Source organism: Ensifer sp. 22460 (genome assembly GCF_052044935.1).
Classification (GTDB): domain Bacteria; phylum Pseudomonadota; class Alphaproteobacteria; order Rhizobiales; family Rhizobiaceae; genus Ensifer.
Map to the genome: position 1 here is coordinate 266275 of NZ_JBQENZ010000007.1, position 20215 is coordinate 286489.

Genomic DNA, 20215 nt, shown 5'->3' on the forward strand with positions numbered 1-20215 from the left:
TTGCGCGCCGCACTCCCTGAGCAATCAATTTTGAGAACGGCGGCCCTCGCGCCGCCGTTTTGATTTTCAGCTCACGGGACCACTCGGCGTGGCGAGATCATGCCGCTTGGCGAACAGGCTTTTCCATGAACAGGCTGAGCGGATCCGGCTGATAGTCACCAAAGGGCGGACGCTCGATATAGCCGGCCGCCTTGTAAAGTCCGATCGCTTCGGGCTGATAGATGCCGGTTTCGAGGCGAATTGCCGTGTAGCCGAGTTCACCTGCGCGCGCTTCCAGTGCCTGCAACAGCAGCTTGCCGAGCCTCAGCCCCCTCGCCTCCGGATCGACGAACATACGCTTGATCTCAGCCGTACCGTCGCCGGCCTCTACCAGGGCGCAGCAACCGACGATGTTGTCGTCACGCCGCGCCACAAAGAAGGAAACCCCCGGCTGCTCCAGGCTCGAAAGGTCGACCATGTGGTTGCTTTCGGCGGGATAGAGCGAAGCGGCATAGGCGTCGGAGAGTTCCAGCAGACGCACGACCTGCGCTTGGCGTGGCTGCTCCAGGGCTATGGTTACGGCAGGCAATTGTTTCGTCCTTGTCGATTTTAACTGTTTGCGGCCGGACGTTAGTGCCACCCGTACCGCCAGCCAATACGTCAAATGACGCAGGCGCGCCCGGTGCTACCCTATCAATCCGGCTAACGGGCTGAAACAATTTGTTCCCTATCACCTGCAACGCCGCCCTATTTCGGGGAGAATCGCACAGGCATAGGTTGATCGCATCACAACCTCCAGGGACCGACAGGATCACCATGCAAGCGGCGCTGATTGTCATGACCATTCTCGGCTGCGACCACGATGTCAGCCAATGCCAGTACATCTCGACGGTCAACGGCACATGGCCGTCGATCGCCCAATGCGACACGGACTCGCAGGCGCAACTACCGAAGTTCTCGAACGCCAACTATCCGGTCGTCGTCGCGGTTTGCGAAACCTCCGGCCCCGCCCTTGCCGACCTCACCCCACCACCGGCCGGCTCGCAACAGAGCCAGATGCCGCCCTCGCAGGTGACGGAACCGGAGCCGGAACAAAACCTGCCGAAACGGACGCTGGCTTTCCTGTCCGGCGCCATGCCGGACCGGGAGAAGCTCAAGACCATCGTCACAAAGCCGGTGCACTACATCGAAGACGGCTATTCCTGGGTCGCTCGCCGCTTCACCAACTAGCGGGCACGCTCACACCAGACCAGTGCCGATCAGGCTTTCGGCGCTGGCCATCACCGCCTCCTCTGCGGTTCGCGGCTGCCAGCCCAGAACGCGACGCGCCTTCTCGTTGGAAATGCGGGAGTCGCGTCCCAACTCCCGGATGATCAGGCGCAAGCCGGCGTCAAAGGGAGCTGCCAAGCCTGCCAGCCAGTTCGGCAGAATGAACGTAGGCAGCTTGGCGGCATGCGCCGGAAACGCACGGCGCAGGACGGACGCGATGTCGGCAAGAGACAACGTCTCTCCAGCGATCAGAAACCGCTCGCCCGCCTCATCGGCAACGGTCATTGCCCTTAGATGGGCATCGGCGACGTCACGAACATCGACGACGGGTACGCTGAACTTCGGCAGAGCGGGATACCTGCCTTTCAGGAGGTTTCGAACCACAGCAACAGAGGTGCCGATCTCGCGCCCGAGCAGCGGCCCGAGGACCATGCCTGGATTGATGACCACCAACTCAAGCCCTTTTCCAGCCGCATAGTCCCATGCCGCGTGTTCCGCAAAGGTCTTCGAGCGATAGTAGGGCGTCGCCAGCGGCGATTGCGGATCGGTCCAGTCGTCCTCGGTGTATGGCGCACGACCGGCCCCGTAGATGACGGCAATCGAAGAGGTTAGAACGACGCGGCGAACGCCAGCCGACCGGGCGGCTTTCAGAACGCGCAGCGTGCCGTCCCGCGCTGGTCCGATCAGATCGACCTCGTCGGCAGGCAGACGCGCCGGAAACGGCGATGCGGTGTGCATGACATAGGAAACGCCAGTGAAGGCATCGGCCCAGCCTTTTTCCCCCAGCAGGTGCGCTTCAGCAAAACTGAGTTTGGCCGCTTCCGTGCCGCCGGCGGCGCGGATCGATCGTTCGATCTCCTCTGCGCGCGCCAGGTCCCGAACGGTGCCGCGTACGTCGTAGCCCCGCCGCAACAGGAGGAGCGCGACGTGACGCCCGACAAAGCCGCCTATGCCGGTTACAGCACGTCGGCCCTCACGTTCATGCGTCAGTTCCTCATTGACCGCGAACCCGCAATCATCGGGCCGCCGGCAGAATTGGGTGGAGACGTCGCGGATACAATCCGCCGCAATTGAAGTCAGGCGGCCTGCCGCGCCGCAAGTTCCGCATAATTGCGAGCCGACTGCCGCTCCTCGGCAAATGACAGGCGTTCGAGCAGGTCGATCATCGCGGTGTTGATCGCTGACGGGCGCTCATTCCGCAGCCGCGCGAGCAACGCTGTGGAGACGGAAGCCGTGCTGTCGTTTCCAGCTGAAGTGTCCTGGCGCCAGAGAAGCACGGCCGCAGCAAAGGTTTCGCTGACATCGTGGCCGAGGCCGGCGCTCTCAAACAGAGCACGGATCGAATGAACGCGACCGCCGGACAGGATGGAGCGCACGCGCTTCTCGCAAACGCCGGAGAGATCGACGATCGCGGCCGAGAAAAACTCCGCACGGCCGGTCACCAGCACGTGCAGCAGGAAGGCTGGGGTCAACCGGCCGGTCTCACGCAGATGCACCACGAGGCCCGGCAACTCCTCCACCGCCAGCGTGCCGGCCATGCCGACGGCGGCGATATCGCAGGCTTCCCGCGTGATCCGCTGGACACGGGCTTCGCCGATCGCCATCTGCACGAGGCCGAAGGCGGCCAGTGCCGCACCGACCTCTTCAACGAGCGCGTGGCGGGCATCGCTTGGCAGGTCCGGCCGAGCAAGCAACAGGTCGCGCACGGCCGCGAAGCAGCCGAGACGCTCGGCAATGCGTTTCAACGATCGGCGCGACAGGTTGGCGCCGGCGTTTTCCAGGAGGATCAGAATTTCTTCCTCACCGCCGATTTCGGCGATTGCAGCGCACACGGCACGGGAGACGAAGCTCCGCGCCGCGATCAGCGCACGCGTCTCGAGCGTTCCCCTGGCAGCAAGATCGACCAGGTCCTCGTCGCTCAAGACAGGCGAACGGGATATGACGACATAAGCAATTTCCGGCTGGTCTTCGGCAAGGCCGAGAATGATGCCGCGCGGAACGGACGAGCAGCCACAAAGCGCATCAGCGAGTGCACGCCGAACCTTCGGCGACGGATCGTCGAGCAGGAAGGTCATCGCCATCTCAGCGGCGCGGCGATCGAGGCCATTCATCTGCGCATCGACATAGGCGCGACCGAGCGCACTGGCGGCGCGGGTGCGTTCACCCGTTCTCGCCGTTTCCACCCAGCGAAGAAATGCTTGTATGATCACCTACGCCCCACTAGACCACGCCAATGCCACCGATGTTCAAACCCTAGCCGGCAAAGGTTTAAGATTGGTTCACCATGTCTGTTAACCGCTCCCAAACCATGAGGCCGCTGCTGATCGTTAATGGTACGGCTCCGGCCATGGACGTCGCTGTGCTCAATGCGCTCGCCGGTGTCATCATGGATATCGGTTGTGACACAGAAATAGTGCGCAGCATGGCGCGTTTGGCAGGCCGCAGCTTCGCCCTTCTTGCGCGCATCGAACCGCTGGAACGCTTCAGCGAAGACGCGTTGAAACGGCTGCTCGATAGCGGTGTCGACGGTATCGTGCTTTCCGGATGCCGCGGGCGCGCCGACATACAACGGCTCGACGTGATGTTGCGGGTTGCGGAAGCCGCCAACGGTACCGCGCCCAACCGTATTCGGATCTATGCGGAATACGGCGGCTCGCCGGGAGGCCTGTTATCGCCCAATCCGCTGACAGGTTCGTCGTCCCGCCTGGAAGCGCTGATCTTCAACGGTGCAGCGTTGGCCAAGTCCCTTGGCTGTCTGGAGCCGACCAGCGCTCCCCATCAACGCGTCGCAGCGCCGATCCTTGCCGGACGAGCATATGTGGTCCTGAGGGCGTGCGAAGCTGGTGTGCCCGCCTATGAGGTGCTACCTGCTGCCACCCCCGACGAAGCCGCGACACGGTGGGCGCATTCACTGAGCCGGGACAACGGCTTTGCCTCGGTCGTTTGCAACTCGATCGAACAGGCAACGATCGTAAGCAACACGTGACCTATCAGGCGCGCAAAGTCGCTGATCTCAGAGGGTCGGGCGTGTCATCTGGAAGACGTCGCCGCCGTCGCAATAGTCCATGTAGCCGAGACGGGCGAGCGGCCTGACCGTCGCCATGTCGAAGCGGCCATCGCGGATTGCTTCCTCGCGGATATGAATGCCGACGACCTGGCCGATGACGACATAGTTGTCGGACACTTCGCCATCCAGGCCCTTCGGTTGAAACATCTCCGTCATCCGGCACTCGAGCGCAGCAAAGGCCTCACCGACGAACGGCGCCTTCACCAGAGTGCCGTCGACTGGCGTGAGCCCGGCGATCTCGAATTCACTCTCACCGTGCGGCGCGGGAATTGACGTCTTGTTCACAGCCTCGGCAAGACTGCGGCTGGCGAAGCTCGCCGTGAACTCACCGGTTGCTTCGATGTTGCGGACCGAATCCTTGTAGCCGCTCGATGAGAACATCACGAGCTTCGGCCGATCACTGATGGCATTGAAGAAAGAATAGGGCGCGAGGTTATGCGAACCGTCGCGCCCACGCGTGCCGATCCAACCGATCGGCCGCGGCGAGACGATGGCCTTGAAGGGGTCATGCGGCAAGCCGTGACGATTCGAGGCCGTATCGTAGAACATCAGGCGCCCTCGCCAACCCAGGTGACGATCTCTTCAAGCTCGGGCCTCGGCCGCTCCGTCGGCGGCACCATCGCAGTGCCGATATGAATGAAGCCGGCTGGCTTCTCACCCGGCTTGACGCCCAGCAAGGGATAGGCGCGCTCGTCGAAGGCAAACCATTCGGTCAGCCAGTTGGAGGCGTAGCCAAGTGCGTTTGCGGCCATCAGCAGGTTGAGGCACACGGCACCGGCAGACATCTGTTGCTCCCATTCCGGAATCTTGAAGTGCGGCGCAGCCGTGCTGACCACGGCGACCACGACCGGCGCCCGCGTCAGCCGCGTTTCCTCGACCTTGATCATTTCTTCCGAGAGATCGGGCTTCACTGCGAGCGCCATCGCCTTCAGCTCGGCGCTGATGCGCGCCCGCTCCTCACCGCGGTAGACGATAAAGCGCCAGGGTGCGAGCTTGCCGTGGTCCGGGACGCGGGAGGCGAGCTTCAACATCTCCTCGACCTCGGCCTTGCTGGGGCCGGGTTCGCCCATCTGGAATGCGGGGATCGAGCGACGGGACGCGAGATAATCAACAAGCTTAATTTCGGTTTTCATGTCGGATGAATTCCACTAATTTGCCGCAGCATCGGCAGCCACGAAAATGCCATATCGGCGTCCCAAGTGGAGTCACTCAGTCAGGAAGTCAACTGCTCTCATGCGTGCATGCTCTCGTATTTTCCTCAGAACCGGACTCGCGATCCTTGTCGCCGGCGCTGCTGCAGGAAGCGTGCTTGCTGAGGATGCAACGCAGGCCTTCGAGAGCTTTCCTTCGATCGCCGGCTCGCGCAAGATGCCGAAGCTTACGGGCTTCAGCCCAATGACGACGGATCCGATCGCCGACGGTACCTTGAGGGATGTCAAGCTCGAAGCGCTGCTCACTGAGAAAGGCGCCCCCGTCGAGGCCGGCCTGACCTGGCGCGTGTTCAGCCCGATCCCCGGAAGCGACGGCAAGCTGCCGCTTCTTGCAACGTCGGAAGGTGGATCGACGGCGTTCAACGTCGTGCCGGGCGATTATTTCGTCAACGTTTCCTTCGGACGTGCGTCCGCGACACGCAAGATCCGCGTTCCCCAGGAAGGCACGCTCGAAAAGCAGGTTCTGGTCCTGGATGCGGGCGGCATCAAGCTGAACGCCGTCTCCGGCAGCGATGTGCGCATACCACCGGCCGAACTCAGCTTCTCCGTCTATTCTGCCGATACCAAGAGCGACGGCGAACGGGCGCTCATCATGTCGGATGTGAAGCCGAATACGGTGATCCGACTCGGTGCCGGAACCTATCATGTGACCTCGAGTTACGGTGCCACCAACGCCTCGACGGCCGCCGACATCCAGGTTGAAGCCGGCAAGCTGACGGAAGCGACCATCCAGCATCGCGCCGCCAAGCTGACGCTCAAGCTCGTCTCCGAGCCCGGCGGCGAGGCGATTGCCAACACCGCATGGACGATCCTGACGTCCGCGGGCGACACGGTGGACGAAGAAAACGGCGCCTTCCCGACGCTGGTTCTGCTCGAAGGCAGCTACTCCGCCGTCGCACGCTACAAGGACAAGATCTACGAACGCGACTTCACCGTGAAGGCCGGCGTCAACACGGATGTGGAAGTGCTGCTCAGCAGCGGCGGCAACGACGCGAGTACCAATCCGGGCGCAATCTCCGACGCGGCCGACTAGGATCTTCTTCCAGCATCAACCAACTGACGCTACGTCAGCCTACCCGTCTCATGAACCGCCGGCGCGGCGGCGCCATGGAGAAGACCGCTTCATAGATGCGGGCCAGCAAATCCTTGCGATCGCCACAGGCACCGAGGTCCTCCGGCGTCAGCACACGGCCGATGCGCGCTGCGATCGTCGTGCCGGACAGACGGCGGAACTCGCGGATCAGCAGCGACAGCCTCAACGTCAGTGAAATCTTGCTCGCCAGGTGGAAAAAGGGACCGTTCTGTCCCTCGAAGTAGATCGGGATGACGCTCGCCCGCGCAGCCTGGATCAGCTTCGCCGGAAAGATCTTCCAGGGCAGGTCCTCGGCGCGGCCGAAACCCTTCGGCGCGGTCGCCACACCGCCGGCGGGAAAGATCACGATCGTCACACCTTCCTTCAGCAGGCGCAGCGCCTCATGGCGTGTCGCCATGTTGACCGCGAGCGCCTCCTTCGTCTCCTCGAACGACACCGGCAAGGAATAGGGCGCCATTTCTGGCACCTTCAGCAGTTCGTTGTTGATGAGCACACGGAACGGGCGGCCGAGCTGTTCGGCAAGCGCCAGCACAGCGATGCCGTCGCCGATGCCGAAGGGATGATTGGCGATGATGACGATCGGCGTGTCGGGCAAGTGCCGCGGCGGCCACTCACCCTGGGTTCGCAACTTCACATCGATGAGCTGCAGCATCTCGCCGAAGACCCGATCGCTCTTGCCGACGATGTCGGACCGCCAGCGCGTGTAAAGCTTTGCGTAGCGATTGCGACCCGACAGACCTTCGATGGAGCGAATGAACCAGCGCTTCAGGCGCCGGTCGTTTTCATTGGCGTAGGACAGCTCTTTGAACTGCACGGACATCTCCGATGGATATGATCTTATCCGGATATTCCGCTAATATGACAGTTTGCTGACAAAGCAAGTGCCCGGGGGTTCAACCCCGGGCTTTCTTTTCCGCCTTGCGCTTGAGATCCGGCGCCATCGCCTCGAAGGCGAGCGAGGAAATTGCCTCGTCGAGCGACATCGCGGTCTGGGCCTGGGAGCCGAGACGGCGGATGTTGACCGAACGCTCTTCGGCTTCGCGCTTGCCGCAAACGACGATGACCGGAACCTTGGTCACCGAATGTTCGCGGACCTTGTAGTTGATCTTCTCGTTGCGGAAGTCGGTCTCGACGGTGAGGCCGGCGTCACGCAGGAGCTCGGCAACCTCGCGACCATAGTCGTCGGCTTCCGAGGTGATCGTTGCGACCACCACTTGCAGCGGCGAAACCCAAAGCGGCATGTGGCCGGCGAAGTTCTCGATCAAGATCCCGAGGAAGCGCTCCATCGAACCGCAGATGGCGCGGTGGATCATCACCGGCTGGCGCTTTTCCGATTCCTTGTCGATATAGAAGGCACCGAACCGCTCTGGCAGGTTGAAGTCGACCTGGGTCGTGCCGCACTGCCATTCGCGGCCGATCGCGTCCTTCAGCGTGTATTCGAACTTCGGACCGTAGAAAGCGCCCTCGCCCGGCAGGATGCCAGTCTTGATGCGGCCTTCCGACTGCGCCTCGATCGTCTTCAACACGTCCATCATCACGCTTTCGGCGCGATCCCACAGCTCGTCGGAGCCGACGCGCTTGTCCGGACGGGTGGAGAGTTTGACCACCACTTCCTTGAAGCCGAAGTCCTCGTAGACCGAGAGGATGAGGTCGTTGATGCGCAGGCATTCAGCCGCCATCTGCTCGTCGGTGCAGAAGACGTGGGCATCGTCCTGGGTAAAGCCGCGCACGCGCATCAGGCCGTGTAGAGCACCGGAGGGCTCGTAGCGGTGAACGTTGCCGAATTCGGCCAGGCGAACCGGAAGCTCGCGGTAGGACTTCAGGCCATGCTTGAAGATCTGGATATGGCCCGGGCAGTTCATCGGCTTCAGCGCGAAGACGCGATCGTCGTCGGTTTCATCGCCGGCAACCGTCACCTTGAACATGTTGTCGCGGTACCAACCCCAGTGACCCGAGGTTTCCCACAGCGACTTGTCGAGCACCTGCGGCGCATTGACTTCCTGGTAGGTGTTCGCAAGCCGACGGCGCATATAGGCCGTCAGCGTCTGGAACATGCGCCAGCCCTTGCCGTGCCAGAAGACGACGCCCGGACCCTCTTCCTGGAAATGGAACAGGTCCATTTCGCGGCCAAGGCGGCGGTGATCGCGCTTCTCGGCCTCGGCGAGCACGTGGAGATACTGGTCCAGCTCTTCCTGGGTGTGCCAGGCGGTGCCGTAGATGCGGGTCAGCATCGCGTTGTTGCTGTCGCCACGCCAATAGGCGCCGGCCACCTTCATCAGCTTGAAGGCGGTGCCGATTTGACCGGTCGAGGCCATGTGCGGACCGCGGCAAAGATCGAACCAGTCGCCCTGGTAATAGATCTTGAGATCCTGTCCCTCGGGGATCGCATCGACGAGCTCGACCTTGTAGGCCTCGCCCTTGTCGGCAAAGACCTGCCGTGCCTTTTCGCGCGACCAGACTTCCTTGGTGAAAGGCTTGTTGCGGGCGATGATCTCCTTCATCCGCTTTTCGATGAGCGGCAGATCATCCGGCGTGAAGGGCTCGTTGCGGGCGAAGTCGTAGTAGAAGCCATTGTCGATGACCGGACCGATAGTCACCTGCGTTCCCGGCCACAGTTCCTGCACGGCCTCGGCCATCACGTGTGCGGCATCGTGACGGATAAGCTCAAGCGAACGCTTGTCGTCGCGCACGACGATCTCGAGCCGGCCATTGGTCACCGGATCGGACAGGTCGCGCAGCTCGTCGTCGAGCGCAATCGCGACCGCCTTCTTGGCGAGCGATTTCGAAATCGATTCTGCCACGTCGCGGCCGGTCGTGCCGAAAGGATATTCGCGCACCGAGCCATCTGGAAATGTAAGGGAAACAGGATTCGACATGATGATCTCCTATCCAGTCCCGCCAACGAATGCGGGTGGTATGGTTGACCGGAAACGACCGGTGAATTGACGATACAGCGTCGCATCCGTCAGACGCGCAAAGGTCGCTGTAGTGCTTTGGATTGCCGCATGTTTTGCCCTAGGCCGAGACGACCCAGGAAAACACGCCGTAGCCTGATAAAGGGTTTTCGAAAGTGAGTAAAGGCGAAGGCTGCGACAGAGCCTAGCCGCGCAGCATCTCGGCGAGCCCCTTGACGGTGTTCCAGTTGCGAAACGTCCCGATGCCCAAACGCTTGGTCGTCATTGCACCCAGCAGTTTCGATTTGCTGGCCTTGCCGGGAAAATGCACCCAGAGATCGCCGTCAACGATTGCCAGACGTTCCCCAGCGACGCAGTAACGCTGAAGTCCTTCGAGCGCGGGTTCGGTGAGCGGGTCGCGCATCACGCGGACATGCACGCGCGTGGCATCCTCTTCGCCTTCGTCGTGAAATGGATTGGATGCCGCGAGCTTCAGCCAACCGGCACCGGAACGAACAATGATGTCGACATGCCGACCGAATGTCTCGGAGAAGGCCTTCTCAAGCGGCGATTCTAAGTCGCCGATGGACGTTTGTCCGGTCTCGAACACGAGATTGCCTGTCGCAACCAGGGTTCGCGGCGAGCGATAGCCGAGGCCTTCGGCCATCTCTCTGAGATCGACCATCACGACACGTCGCCCGGCACCAAGAACAATGCTGTAAAGCAAGGCAACGTAGCTGTTCATCCACCCTCCCTTCAGGCTCGCCAGAAATCGGCAGCGCCTGCCGGAAGCCGGGCAAGAACCCGGTCGAGCTTCACCTCATCGAGGTTGCGACGCAAGGCGCCAGCCACGTCGGCAATGGCGCTGTCGGGGGAAATATTGTGATCCGGCCGCAGCGACTGCACCTCGCGGGTCATGGCGATGCGGCCCGAAAACGGGACCCTCGGCTCTTCGAGGTCCCATTCGGCCACGAAAATCGCGCGCAGCACCGGCGGCAAGACATCCGCGAACAGGATGGCATCCTCCAGCTCCAGCCGCCGCCGAAACGTCTGCAGCACGGCCTGCACCATCGTGTAGGCCTGGTTCGTCGTCTGCAGCCCGGCAAGGTCGCGCGCGTCGACGATGAAACGCTCGAAATCCTCGGAGGCCTGACGGTATTCCATCGGCATGGTCATGGTGGTCATCCAGCCTTCGGCCGCGGCCGCCAGTAGCGCCACGGCGTGTACCAGGTCAGGCGAGGTTCAAGCCATTCCGGAACCGGATCGAAGCCGTGCGTTCCGCCCGGACCGCAGCGCGCCACGCGAAACAGCGTCATCCACCCTCCGGCCCAGAAGCCATGGCGGGCGATTGCCTCATAGCCGTATTCCGAACAGGTCGGCAGGTGCCGGCACGAATTGCCGATGAAGCTCGAAAGCGTGAGCTGATAGATACGGATCAGCGCCATCCCGATCAGCCGCCCCGGCGTCTTGCGAAACGGACCATCCCAGTTTCGGCCACGCACTGCAGGCTTCGCACCGTTGTCCGGCGTATGCCGACAATTCGGTTCGCCGCACATGTCAGACGGCCGCGAGCAGTCGCTTGGCCTCGATCTGCTCGATGGCATCGACGACGGCATCAAAGGTCAGCATCGTCGACGCGTGACGCGCCTTGTAATCCTTCACCGGACGCAGGAAGCGCATATCCTCGAAGCGCCCGGATGGGCCCTCGCCGTCCGCCTTCAACATGGCCAGCATGTCCGCGCGCGCCTGTCGGATTTCTTCCGCGCCGGCGCCGACGACATGGCGCGCCATGATCGAGGACGAGGCTTGGCCAAGCGCGCAGGCCTTCACGTCATGGGCAAAATCGGTGACCACGTCGCCGTCCATCTTCAGCCAGATATGCACTTTCGAACCACAGAGCTTCGAGTGCGCGGTCGCGTCCGCGTCGGCGTCGGCAATCGTTCCGATGCGCGGAATATTGCCGGCAAATTCGAGAATTCGGCTGTTGTAGATGTCATCCATCATTTGACGCGATCCGGCTGATTTTTCGCGGTTTTGAGTGATCGACGCATGATTTTCTCCGGTAGGCAGGAAAAAAGCACGACGCGACACGCTCCGCCTCTTTCATCTCTGTGGCACCATACTATATGCTATGTCGTGTTGGGGCGACAGTTCCGCAAGAGGAACAATGTCGCCTGTTGTTTGGGAAACCGTGCCGGAAGGTCCAGTGCACTGCTAAGCCAGGACCGGAAAGCCCCGGAGCCCGCCAACGGAACCCAAGCCTGCAGGGTTAGGCGAATGGCCAGTGGCGAGTTGTCCGAAAGATAAAACGTCAAGCAATCCCGTATTGCTAAAAGAGGCCATTATGGACGCCATAGTGAAGAATTTTCCCGTGCTCGACGATGCGAGCGGCCGCCCGACCCAGAAGGAGGCCGAGGAAGCCGTGCGCGTTCTCCTGCGCTGGGCCGGTGAAGATCCGGAACGCGAAGGGCTGCTGGACACGCCGGCGCGCGTCGCCAAGTCCTACCGCGAGCTTTTCAGCGGCTATGATCTCGCTGCCGAAGACGTACTCGGACGGACCTTCGAGGAAGTCGCCGGTTACGACGACATGGTGCTCGTCAAGGACATCCCGTTCTATTCGCATTGCGAGCATCACATGGTGCCGATCATCGGCAAAGCGCATGTCGCCTATCTGCCGAATGGCCGCGTGCTCGGCCTTTCCAAGATCGCCCGGGTGGTCGATATCTATGGCCGCCGGCTGCAGACGCAGGAATCGATGACGGCGCAGATCGCCAAGGCGATCGACGAAACGCTTGCCCCGCGCGGCGTCGCGGTGATGATCGAAGCCGAACATATGTGCATGGCGATGCGTGGCGTGCAGAAGCAAGGCTCGACAACGCTCACCACCACATTTACGGGTACGTTCCAGACGGAACCGGCTGAACAGGCCCGGTTCATGACGATGCTCAGGGGCTTTAAGTAAGGCTCCGACAGACGGAGCCTTTCCATGACGCTCACCTTCGACGCTCCCTCCTCCAACAAGGCTGAACTGGAAACCGGTCCGGCCTTCACCCCGCGCTTCGATGAAAAGGGGCTGATCACGGCTGTCGTCACGGATGCGCGGGACGGTGAGCTTTTGATGGTCGCCCACATGAACGCCGAGGCCCTGGCTTTGACGATCGAGACGGGTGTCGCGCACTATTACAGCCGTTCGCGCAAGAGCCTCTGGAAGAAGGGCGAAAGCTCCGGCAACCTGCAGACGGTCAAGGAGATCCGCACCGATTGCGACCAGGATGCGATCTGGTTGAAAGTGTCCGTCGCCGGTCACGACGCCACCTGCCATACCGGCCGCCGGTCCTGCTTCTACCGCACGGTCGGCGCCGAAAACGGCAAGGCCATGGTCGAAATCACCGACGACCATAGGCACTTCGACCCCGCAGAAATCTATGATAAAAATTAAGCATCGCGCATCTTTTTGGTGCGGGCACATGCTATATTTATCTTTTGGAAACCAAGCGAGCGCCTAATCCTTTGGCAAGGATGCGGCGCTACGAAGGAACGGCAACGTTCCCGGCTGTATTGCAAACTGTATCCAATGTTTATCGATCCTGCCGCAATCGGCGACGGGATCGGTGATATACCTAAGAACGGTGCCAGTCTTTCAGCAATGGACAGGACGAGGCCGGCACCTGCGCCGGCTTGGCGGAGCCTCCCCAGGACGCGTGCAAGAAATTGCGTTCCTTCAGGATCGAATCCGATCCCTGAAAGTTAAGTCAGTCGTGAATTACCACAGCGACCTTCGCGCATCTTCATCGACGTGTCGCGCTGCGGAGTATTCGGCGGTGTTGGAGGTGCCGGATGTTGAATTGGACTTTTACGCGTAGCAACCAGATTGCAGATCTGTCCGGCCCGGACGGCACATCGATTTCAACAACACCACCAGAACCTGCGACACCTCCGCAGAGACCGAAGATCGCAATTGCCCTTGGGGGCGGCGCCGCGCGCGGCTGGGCCCATATCGGCGTGCTGCGAGCGCTCGACGAAGAAGGCATCGAAGTTGGCATGATTGCGGGCACCTCGATCGGCGCGCTCGTCGGCGGTTGCTATCTTGCCGGCAAGCTCGACGAACTCGAGACCTTCGCACGCTCCCTCACCGTCCGGCGGATTGCGGGACTGCTCGATTTCGCTATTGGCGGCGGCGGTCTCTTTGGCGGACTGAGGCTGACCAAGCGCATGCAGGAGCATCTGCAGGGACTTAGCATCGAAAGCCTCGACAGGCCATTCATTGCCGTTGCGACCGAAGTGCATAGTGGGCATGAGGTTTGGCTCGAAAAAGGATCGCTCATCACCGCGATCCGCGCTTCCTACGCCTTGCCCGGCATCTTCGAGCCGATCAAGGCGAACGGACGCACGCTCATCGACGGCGCGCTCGTCAACCCCGTCCCGGTCTCTGTCTGCCGCGCTCACGAGCAGCAGCTCGTCGTCGCCGTGAACCTCAACTACGAGCTCTATGGCCGCTCAGCCGTCGTCAAACACAGCGCCGGCATGGGGACGCCGGATGCCCCGGCGCAGGAAAAGGAAGCGACCCTTCACTCCCGCCTCGGCATGACCGGCGTGATGGTTCAGGCCTTCAACATCATCCAGGATCGTATTTCCCGTGCTCGTCTTGCCGGCGACCCTCCGGACCTGGCTTTGCACCCCAAGCTCAACGATATCGGCCTATCGGAGTTTCACCGTGCAGGTGAGGCGATCGACCGAGGCTACCACGAAGCGAAGGCCAAGCTCGTGGAGATCCGCCGGATGCAGGACGCCCTCGTGCGCTGACGAGCGATCTTCCGTCGATCTGTTGCGGGTTATCCGCGCAGCGATTGTGCGCGGGGTCGTTGTCCCATTACGGGGAATGCGTCGCGAACCGCAAGCAGGCCGCATCGCGCCATAAGACCTTGCCGCCCGATCGCTACAGCGCCGCGCGCCTTATCAGACACGCAAAGGTCGCTGCAGCACTTTGATTTTCTGCATGTCTTTGTCCTTAAATCGAGGTCGATTTAAGGAGACATGCAGTAGGCACGAACAGGGCAAAGTACCTGAGGTGGATAAGGGGGCGGCGCAGGCTGCCTTCCCATTTAGCCGGCGATATAGGCCTTGATCTGCTCGGTCTCGTGCTCGATCGCACGGATGTGGTGTTTGATCACGTCGCCGATCGAAACAATGCCGGCGAGCTGGCCATTTTTTTCGACCGGCAGGTGGCGGGCCCTGAGCTTGCTCATCATTTCCATCAGGGCCTGAACGGACATTTCCTCGGTGCAGCAGTAGACATTTTGCCACATGACGGCCGCGACCGACCTTTCGAGACAGGTCGCTCCCTGCTTGGCGATCGCTGCGACGATGTCGCGCTCGGTGAGGATGCCTGCGATCTGATCATCCGCATCGACGATGATGACCGCACCGATATGATTGTCACGCAAGAGAATGGCAGCCTGTTGGACTGTCATCTGCGGGCCGACCGTTACGACGTTGCGACCCTTTTCATCGAGTATTGCTTTTACTGACATGCGCACATCTCCCGTTGCGACAACTCCGGGTCGGCAGGGCAAGGTCCAGCCGTCTCTCGTGCGGTACGGTCGGGCGATGGAACCTGTACCCTGGCCGCTTATGATCGCCTGCCCGCGTGCTCCTCAGACGCGGACGGGCTTTCTATACCCGGCCTTCACGGGCCGCCTAGCCTTTCGACAATCGGCGACCGTAACAAATGGTGCGCCAGCGCTCCGGGGAAATCAAGCGCTCACAAGCGCCGTCCGCCGATCTTTCGACGTCGTCAGTCGCGGGGGTCAAAAAGGCCGAAGAGAAGGAAGCCGAAGAGGAAGCCGCCGATATGCGCTTCCCAGGCGATGCTACCCGCCCCCCCAGGCGTGAACATGCCGAGCCCGATCAGAAAGTTGGTGAGGAACCAGATCCCGGCGAACATCACGACAGAGCGATTTGCCAGCGCCTCACTGACGGGCAGCCGCCGGTTGAGATGGGCAAATTGCCGGCTGATCCGCCCGCTTGGCGAAAAGACGAAGCGCGCCGCCGCGCCCATGAAACCGGAAACGACGCCCGAGGCACCGACGACCACGATCATCTCGCCCCAGTGAAATGCCGTGTGCAGCGCAACTGCGGCCGCAGCCGAAAGGCACCAGAATACCGCAAGCCGTCCCATGCCGATGCGGCGCACGACCGGCGCACCGAAAGCGACCATCCAGAAGATATTGAAGATCAGGTGCTCCCAGCTGCCATGCAGGAACGAATAGGTAATGGGGCTCCAGAGCCAGGCGAGCCCCTGCTCGGCCAGGGGATGATCGTAGCGCGCCGGCAGAAAGGCGAAGTTGAAGATGATCTCCTGATCGATCGCAGGCGGCAGAACATAGGTGCGCAAGGCATGAATGGCGATCAGAAACAGCAGAATGCCGGTAAGTCCGGCCGGCAGATTGAAGGCAGGCTCACGTGACGGACTGGCGGCGCTGTCCCGGTCCGTCTCCGGTGGCGTTGCCGTCTGATCTCGTTCCATGGTTGCTGCTTTCTCCATCGATTGGCCCGTTCGATCGCATTCGATCGAGGCGATGGCATGACATCGCGGGATTCGGACCGGACTGGGGCGACCAGCCATAAGCAAACAAAAAAAGACCGTCCAGTAAAAACTGAACGGTCGCCAAGCTCAGATCCGAGCTCCAGTTCAAGTGCCGAAGCCAACGCTTCGTGAAGTCATGTCTTTCAGTGCCAGTCGCAGTGCTCCAGCGCAATCGAAACCATTCGTTAACCTTAATTTCGAGCTGGCATGCTTTTCGCTCCATTGATCTCAAGACCGCAATGATCGGCCAAACATGTGCCAGACCGGCACAAGCGGGCCGCAGAAATGGAATGAACGCAAGATGCGCAGCAAGACGACCATGGAGCTTTTCCGATACTGGAACACCATTCGCGGCAAGCGCGACCTTCCCTGTCGGGACGAACTCGAGCCGGGGGACATCCGCGCACTGTTGCCCAACCTGTTTATTCTCGAGCGTGATCGCAACGGCATCTCGTTTCGTCTTGGGGGAACCCATGTCTGCGCACTCTTCGGCCTTGAACTGCGCGGGCGACAATTCGGCATGCTGTGGCTGAACTCGCAGGCTGCCAAGACGCAGCGCATCGCCGGCCAGGTGATGACGCACCGGGTGCCTGTGATGCTGTCCGCCAAAGGGCGCACAGCCGATGCACGCGAGGTCGAGGTCGAAATGCTGCTGTTGCCGCTCGCCTCAACCGAGGGTGCAAGCGACCGAATCCTTGGCGCGCTCTCGCCACTTTCCCGCCCGTACTGGTTGCATGCGACATCGGTGGAAGGCCTCGACGTCACCGGCATGAAAATCCTCGACCCCGACCGCACAGCCGTGTTTCGCGAAGAGCCGGCGGTGGAACACGTCTCCCCGCGTGCAGAATCCCGCGCTGGCGAAGGGTTTTTGGGAGAGTCCCGTCGTGTCGGACATCTTCGCATTCTGGAGGGCGGACGACGCGAATGATCGCCGCTGCTGTCCCGGGTTGGCCACGCGGACCAACCGCAGGACGAACATTCTATTAACCCGAACGTTCTAAACTCTGCCTGCCAAAATACGTCATGCAGAGTCACCATGTTCTCATTCCAGCACGCTCAGAATACCGCTCCGAAGCCGCATCACGAAGGTGCGTTCCAGCGCGTTTCCGTGAACCTTGCTGGACGGCTGATGCTGGCCAATCGCGACGAATATGATTGCACCGCCGTCGACATGTCGCCGGGTGACGTGCTGCTTTCCTCCCCGGCACGGCCGCGGGCGGGTGAGCGCATCATCGCCTATATCGACCATGTCGGCCGCCTTGAAGGCACCGTGTCGCGCATCGCCGACGATGCCTTCGTGATTCAGCTCAACGCCACCGAACGCAAGCGCGAGAAGTTGGCTGCGCAGCTCACCTGGATCGCCAACAAACACGAACTCGGTCTGCCCGAGGATCGGCGCCACGACCGCCTTGCGCCGCGCAAGACGTCAACCGAGCTGACGCTGGACACCGGCGAAAAATTCCCTTGCCGCATCATCGACCTCTCGCTCTCCGGCGCGGCCGTCGATATCGAGAACCGCCCGCCGATCGGCACCCCGGTCCTGCTCGGCAACATGAAGGGCAAGATCGTTCGCCATTTCCAGGAAGGCTGCGCCATCGAGTTCTCGGGCGTACAGTCGCGCGAAGCATTGACGGAATTCCTCTAAGGGCGTGTCCGCGCGACCCTCACTGGCCTACCCCGATCAAGATCGTTGCCTTGTCACCCCGATCGCGCACCAGCCCCCTGAGGCTCCGCGCCACTTCTTACGCGTGATTGCGGGCCGCCCCGATATGCGCAACGACAGACCAGCCAATCGCTGGCCCGATCCTGCGGCACGAAACCAACCTTGGCTTTCACAGTAGACCTGCCCCACGGGCCGCGACGACGCTGTCCGCGCGGACTGGGCGACCGGCATCGCCTCGCTGACGACGACTGCTTCATTTCGGAACATCTCGATCCGACCGCGACTTCTGACCGCAAATATTTTTTCGAACAAATTCAAGGCGCGACGCTTATTTGAAGTCGAAAAGCGACGACAAGATCGACGTCATCCGCCCCTGGCGCGACGCATCGCGACCGCGATTTTCCGGCAGCCACTGCTCCTGTCGCTCTGCGGATCGGCATAGGTCTATTGATTACAATCGCTTACATCGTCAAGGAAACATGAATGGAAGATCGCCGCGTCGAGAAATCGATAAAATTTGACTCAAATTCGATTTAAATAAAAATCAAATTCTATTCTTGTTTTATTCTTATACGACTTTCATTTGTACTTGTTTTTAGTTCGCAAGTTCGCGAGCGATAAAAACGTCTGTGCCATTGTCGAACCACAACGGGGAGACAATCATGCTCAAGACAATCACCAAGATGATCGCGGTTGCGGTCCTTTTCACCGGCGGTCTGATCGAAACGGCGCTGGCGCTTCCGGCCAACATGGTCGTCACCGGTGCAACCAACCCGCCGATCGGTCACTACGAGTTCTGCAAGATCTATCCGTCGGAGTGCACCTCCAACGGTAAGGACCGCGGCCCGATGATGCTGACGCGCGAAGGCTGGCAGAAGATTCTCGAGGTCAACTACGACGTCAATCAGGCGGTCACCCCGATGACCGACATGGAAATTCATGGCGTCGAGGAGAAGTGGTCCTATCCGGACACGGTTGGCGACTGTGAAGACTATGTCCTCTTGAAGCGCCGCAAACTGATCGAGAACGGTTTCTCTCCGTCGGACCTCCTGATCACCGTCGTTCTGCAACCGAACGGTGATGGCCATGCCGTTCTCACCGTGCGCACTGACCGTGGCGACTTCATTCTCGACAACATGCGCAACAAGGTGCTGCTGTGGTCGGACACCGAATACACCTACCTCAAGCGCCAATCGACCGAACACTCCGGTCGCTGGGTCAAGCTCCAGGACGGCCGCACCGTCGCCGTCGGCAGCGTACGGACGCAGTAAGCACAGAAGACATCGGAGGCGGCGCGCCTTTCGCAGCAGCCTCCACCATTCCAGGGCACCGGTCATAAACATCCCCGTCCAGACCGAGCCTCGGCCGGTTCCGCGTCCCTCGGAACCGGCCGTTTTTATGACCGGCATTCCCGGCGCTAAACCGTGTCGCGATCTTTCTTTAAGTTTTTGATGTTTCGCAGCTCGAGGGGGAATTCACAGAAAATTAACCATCCTCGACCAGCGTCGGGCAAGCGACGTCGTCCATCCTACGATGCGCGGGAATGCGTGAGCCGAACAACGGACCGCCGGGGTTCGGCCATCGCGACGGGACAGCCCAACGATGAGCAGCTCTTCAAACGACATTCACGAACCGGAGCTCCGACCGCTGCTGTCGCCCGGCTTCGTCTACCGGGTGATGGCAGCGGTCGCGGTGCTTGCGGCGCTGACCGCTGCCATCTCATTTGCAGGGCGCTGGTTCGGCGAAAACCTCGCCCTTGCCGGCCACACCGCGAGCAACGAGCTTTTCGACATCTTCATCGGCCAGGATCACTTGCGCCTGCCGGCCAACATGATCCGCTTCGAGGCACAACGCGCCACCTCGATCGTCGAGCGCGTCGATCTCTACCTGACCTGGCCGGGGCTCGAAGGTTACAGCGCCCGGAGCCGGGCACTCTTCAACAATGTTGACGCACCCGAAAGCCTCCTTTTCCTGCAGATTTCCCAAAGCACGATGTCGCGCGACATGTCCGGGCGGCTGGAGCCGATCTATTCGCAGGTCTTCGACGGCGCGCCCACGGCTGGCCCGGCCGGGCTGACGGAGCACGCAGTCAAGCCGACATCCAGCTATGCGGGCGAAGTGTTCTTTACCGCTGAGACGAGCACCCAGGCGCCCTACGTGGTGCGCTGCCTCGGCCCACAATCCATCTCGACCAGCGCCGATTGCCAGCGCGACATTCACGCCGGAAAGGACCTCGCCGTGCTCTACAGATTCTCCAACAAACTGCTGCCGCAGTGGCGCGAAATCGACCAAGCGATCACCGCCTTCGTCAAAAACCGTCTCGTGCCCTGATTTCGTCTAACTGGTGTGGTGCAGGCAGCCTGCCGCACCATTGCGCTACACCGGCATCGCCCTTGTACAAATGCGTTCGATTCCGGAAACCAATCATTCATCATAAACCGATTGGTAACGCT

Annotated in this window: 24 protein-coding genes; 11 read left to right on the forward strand and 13 right to left on the reverse strand. The window is 61.2% G+C overall.

Annotation, left to right across the window (positions count from 1 at the left end; genetic code table 11):
- Positions 1–97: 97 nt before the first annotated feature.
- Complete coding sequence (locus tag ACTJKM_RS11610; protein WP_058328557.1) at positions 98–568, reverse strand: GNAT family N-acetyltransferase; 471 nt, start codon at positions 566–568, stop codon at positions 98–100.
- A 227-nt stretch (positions 569–795) separates the two neighbouring features.
- Here ACTJKM_RS11610 and ACTJKM_RS11615 point away from each other — a divergent pair, with 227 nt between their 5' ends.
- Complete coding sequence (locus tag ACTJKM_RS11615; protein ID WP_057255632.1) at positions 796–1209, forward strand: hypothetical protein; 414 nt, start codon at positions 796–798, stop codon at positions 1207–1209.
- Positions 1210–1218: 9 nt separating this feature from the next.
- Here ACTJKM_RS11615 and ACTJKM_RS11620 read toward each other — a convergent pair whose 3' ends face one another.
- Positions 1219–2160 (reverse strand): NAD-dependent epimerase/dehydratase family protein, encoded by a 942-nt coding sequence (locus tag ACTJKM_RS11620; protein WP_245296193.1) that lies wholly within the window; start codon positions 2158–2160, stop codon positions 1219–1221.
- A 15-nt stretch (positions 2161–2175) separates the two neighbouring features.
- Between ACTJKM_RS11620 and ACTJKM_RS11625 the strand changes: the two genes are divergently transcribed.
- Positions 2176–2322: a hypothetical protein gene (locus ACTJKM_RS11625; RefSeq protein WP_156436953.1), complete on the forward strand. Its 147-nt coding sequence runs from the start codon at positions 2176–2178 to the stop codon at positions 2320–2322.
- 2 nt (positions 2323–2324) lie between these two features.
- Here the strand turns inward: ACTJKM_RS11625 and ACTJKM_RS11630 are convergent, their stop codons facing one another.
- Positions 2325–3458 (reverse strand): DUF2336 domain-containing protein, encoded by a 1134-nt coding sequence (locus ACTJKM_RS11630; RefSeq protein ID WP_440660353.1) that lies wholly within the window; start codon positions 3456–3458, stop codon positions 2325–2327.
- Positions 3459–3595: 137 nt separating this feature from the next.
- On the opposite strand from ACTJKM_RS11630, the gene ACTJKM_RS11635 reads away from it, so the two are divergent.
- The gene (locus ACTJKM_RS11635) at positions 3596–4234 is read left to right on the forward strand and encodes a hypothetical protein (protein ID WP_058328555.1); all 639 of its coding nucleotides are present in this window, start codon (positions 3596–3598) and stop codon (positions 4232–4234) included.
- 27 nt (positions 4235–4261) lie between these two features.
- On the opposite strand, the gene ACTJKM_RS11640 is transcribed toward ACTJKM_RS11635, so the two are convergent.
- Together ACTJKM_RS11640 and ACTJKM_RS11645 are read right to left on the reverse strand one after the other, a co-directional pair.
- Positions 4262–4864 (reverse strand): flavin reductase family protein, encoded by a 603-nt coding sequence (locus tag ACTJKM_RS11640; protein WP_057255629.1) that lies wholly within the window; start codon positions 4862–4864, stop codon positions 4262–4264.
- A complete protein-coding gene (locus tag ACTJKM_RS11645; RefSeq protein ID WP_057255628.1) occupies positions 4864–5448 on the reverse strand; it encodes a nitroreductase family protein in 585 nt (194 codons plus the stop codon). The genes ACTJKM_RS11640 and ACTJKM_RS11645 overlap by 1 nt, the downstream gene beginning before the upstream one ends.
- Positions 5449–5548: 100 nt before the next feature.
- Between ACTJKM_RS11645 and ACTJKM_RS11650 the strand changes: the two genes are divergently transcribed.
- The gene (locus ACTJKM_RS11650) at positions 5549–6559 is read left to right on the forward strand and encodes a hypothetical protein (RefSeq protein WP_058328554.1); all 1011 of its coding nucleotides are present in this window, start codon (positions 5549–5551) and stop codon (positions 6557–6559) included.
- A 34-nt stretch (positions 6560–6593) separates the two neighbouring features.
- Here the strand turns inward: ACTJKM_RS11650 and ACTJKM_RS11655 are convergent, their stop codons facing one another.
- The 6 genes from ACTJKM_RS11655 to ACTJKM_RS11680 all read right to left on the reverse strand — a co-directional run bounded on the left by ACTJKM_RS11655 (position 6594) and on the right by ACTJKM_RS11680 (position 11517).
- Positions 6594–7433, reverse strand: a complete 840-nt coding sequence (locus tag ACTJKM_RS11655; protein ID WP_058328570.1) for a lysophospholipid acyltransferase family protein — start codon at positions 7431–7433, stop codon at positions 6594–6596.
- Between the two features lie 79 nt (positions 7434–7512).
- Positions 7513–9495, reverse strand: a complete 1983-nt coding sequence (gene thrS, locus ACTJKM_RS11660) for a threonine--tRNA ligase (RefSeq protein ID WP_057255626.1) — start codon at positions 9493–9495, stop codon at positions 7513–7515.
- A gap of 223 nt (positions 9496–9718) precedes the next feature.
- Positions 9719–10258 carry a DUF1697 domain-containing protein gene (locus tag ACTJKM_RS11665; protein WP_057255625.1) on the reverse strand — a complete coding sequence of 180 codons (540 nt, stop codon included), beginning with the start codon at positions 10256–10258 and terminating at the stop codon, positions 9719–9721.
- Positions 10259–10269: 11 nt separating this feature from the next.
- Entirely contained in the window at positions 10270–10698 is a 429-nt protein-coding gene (locus tag ACTJKM_RS11670; RefSeq protein ID WP_058328553.1) for a DUF2267 domain-containing protein, read from the reverse strand.
- The gene (gene yidD / locus ACTJKM_RS11675) at positions 10695–11069 is read right to left on the reverse strand and encodes a membrane protein insertion efficiency factor YidD (RefSeq protein ID WP_440660356.1); all 375 of its coding nucleotides are present in this window, start codon (positions 11067–11069) and stop codon (positions 10695–10697) included. Before yidD ends, ACTJKM_RS11670 begins: the two co-directional genes overlap by 4 nt.
- Position 11070: 1 nt before the next feature.
- Positions 11071–11517, reverse strand: coding sequence for an iron-sulfur cluster assembly scaffold protein (locus ACTJKM_RS11680; RefSeq protein ID WP_057255622.1), 447 nt, complete (start codon positions 11515–11517; stop codon positions 11071–11073).
- 340 nt (positions 11518–11857) lie between these two features.
- Between ACTJKM_RS11680 and folE the strand changes: the two genes are divergently transcribed.
- From folE to ACTJKM_RS11695, 3 genes are all read left to right on the forward strand, one after another.
- Positions 11858–12475: a GTP cyclohydrolase I FolE gene (gene folE / locus ACTJKM_RS11685; protein ID WP_057255621.1), complete on the forward strand. Its 618-nt coding sequence runs from the start codon at positions 11858–11860 to the stop codon at positions 12473–12475.
- A 24-nt stretch (positions 12476–12499) separates the two neighbouring features.
- On the forward strand, positions 12500–12952 hold the full coding sequence (gene hisI / locus ACTJKM_RS11690; RefSeq protein WP_058320553.1) for a phosphoribosyl-AMP cyclohydrolase: 453 nt from the start codon (positions 12500–12502) through the stop codon (positions 12950–12952).
- A gap of 398 nt (positions 12953–13350) precedes the next feature.
- Entirely contained in the window at positions 13351–14316 is a 966-nt protein-coding gene (locus ACTJKM_RS11695) for a patatin-like phospholipase family protein (protein ID WP_057255619.1), read from the forward strand.
- 299 nt (positions 14317–14615) lie between these two features.
- On the opposite strand, the gene ACTJKM_RS11700 is transcribed toward ACTJKM_RS11695, so the two are convergent.
- A complete protein-coding gene (locus ACTJKM_RS11700; RefSeq protein WP_057255618.1) occupies positions 14616–15044 on the reverse strand; it encodes a CBS domain-containing protein in 429 nt (142 codons plus the stop codon).
- Positions 15045–15307: 263 nt separating this feature from the next.
- Positions 15308–16039: a rhomboid family intramembrane serine protease gene (locus tag ACTJKM_RS11705; RefSeq protein ID WP_058328551.1), complete on the reverse strand. Its 732-nt coding sequence runs from the start codon at positions 16037–16039 to the stop codon at positions 15308–15310.
- Positions 16040–16400: 361 nt separating this feature from the next.
- Here ACTJKM_RS11705 and ACTJKM_RS11710 point away from each other — a divergent pair, with 361 nt between their 5' ends.
- The 4 genes from ACTJKM_RS11710 to ACTJKM_RS11725 all read left to right on the forward strand — a co-directional run bounded on the left by ACTJKM_RS11710 (position 16401) and on the right by ACTJKM_RS11725 (position 20093).
- On the forward strand, positions 16401–17027 hold the full coding sequence (locus ACTJKM_RS11710; RefSeq protein ID WP_063891421.1) for a PAS domain-containing protein: 627 nt from the start codon (positions 16401–16403) through the stop codon (positions 17025–17027).
- 108 nt (positions 17028–17135) lie between these two features.
- Complete coding sequence (locus ACTJKM_RS11715; protein ID WP_057255615.1) at positions 17136–17744, forward strand: PilZ domain-containing protein; 609 nt, start codon at positions 17136–17138, stop codon at positions 17742–17744.
- Between the two features lie 680 nt (positions 17745–18424).
- Positions 18425–19033 (forward strand): transglutaminase-like cysteine peptidase, encoded by a 609-nt coding sequence (locus tag ACTJKM_RS11720; RefSeq protein ID WP_058328550.1) that lies wholly within the window; start codon positions 18425–18427, stop codon positions 19031–19033.
- A gap of 331 nt (positions 19034–19364) precedes the next feature.
- Positions 19365–20093, forward strand: a complete 729-nt coding sequence (locus tag ACTJKM_RS11725) for a hypothetical protein (protein WP_058320550.1) — start codon at positions 19365–19367, stop codon at positions 20091–20093.
- Positions 20094–20215: the final 122 nt, after the last annotated feature.